Below are 1,237 nucleotides of genomic sequence, written 5' to 3'. Positions count from 1 at the left end.
GCCGGCAGCGGCATCGTGGTCCGCGGGCTGGACTTCGGCGTCGAGTTCACCGGCGGCCGGCTCGTCGAGTACTCCACCACCCGGCCCGTCGACGCCGACGAGGCCCGTGCCGCGCTGTCCGACGCCGGGCAGCCCCGCGCCGTCGTCAACACCTCGGGCGACAGCGAGCTGACCGTCCGTACGGAGGAGATGTCCGACGACGAGGCGGCCGAGGTCACCGCCGCGGTGGACGAGCTGGGCGGCGGCGCGGAGATGGTCCGCGACGAGATGATCGGCCCCAGCCTCGGCGAGGAACTGCGCACCGGCGCGCTCATCGCGCTCGGCGTCGCACTCGCGGCGCAACTCCTCTACCTCGCCGTACGCTTCCGCTGGACGTACGCGACCTCCGCCGTCGCGGCCCTCGTGCACGACGCCGTCATCCTCGTCGGCGTCTTCGCCTGGCTCGGCAAGCCCATCGACGGCGTCTTCCTCGCCGCCCTGCTCACCGTCATCGGCTACTCCGTCAACGACTCCGTCGTCCTGTACGACCGCGTCCGTGAACTCGTCGCCGGCGACCGGAAGAAGCCGTTCCGGGCAGCCGCGAACACGGCGATCCTGCAGACCGTGCCGCGCACGGTGAACACGGGCATGGGCGCCGTCTTCATCCTCGCGGCGCTGGCGCTGCTCGGCGGCGGGGCCCTCGCGGACTTCGCGCTCGCGCTCCTCATCGGCATCACCGCGGGCACGTACTCCTCGGTCTTCACGGCCACCCCCCTCGCCATCGAACTCGACGCCCGGACGAGCAAGAAGAGGCGGTGAGCGACGACTTCCTGCGCGACGTCTTCCTCGGACATGTGATGTGTGACATATTACTGCACCGTCATGCACGTGTTCATGCCAAGAATCTCGCAACCCGGGAGGCGGCAAGTGAGACCGAGACCGGTGAGACGGCGGGGGTCAGGACTCCTCGTCCTGGCCGTGACCCTCAGCCTGGGGACGGGTCTGCTCGCCACGCAGGCGCAGGCCCGCACGGCACCCGAACGCCCCGCGGCGCAGACGCAGTCGCAGCCGCAGGCGCAAGGGCAGGAGCAGGACCCCGGAAAGGCGCAGGCACCACCGCAGTCCTCCGCCGTCGCGCAGGACGGCACCGAGCCGGAACACGTCGGGAAGGACGCGCCGCAGCCGCGGCAGCGCGCGCCGCTGCCCGCGTCGAAGGACGAGTCGAAGCGGGACTACGACGGCCCCGCCACCTCCGCGC

The 1,237-nt window shown here is 71.7% G+C and carries 1 protein-coding gene and 1 pseudogene; both read left to right on the top strand.

The window, feature by feature from the left end; all coding sequences use genetic code 11:
• The coding region (gene secF / locus H5J30_RS34190) for a protein translocase subunit SecF (protein WP_181791701.1) at positions 1-798 on the top strand (798 nt) is incomplete at its 5' end.
• A gap of 159 nt (positions 799-957) precedes the next feature.
• A pseudogene (locus H5J30_RS34185) lies at positions 958-1,237 on the top strand (collagenase); the annotation flags it as partial.

Source organism: Streptomyces phytophilus, assembly GCF_013870535.1.
GTDB classification, from domain to species: Bacteria; Actinomycetota; Actinomycetes; order Streptomycetales; family Streptomycetaceae; genus Streptomyces; species Streptomyces phytophilus.
Note: the sequence above shows the minus strand (reverse complement) of the source record. Positions and strands in the feature narration are given on the sequence as shown.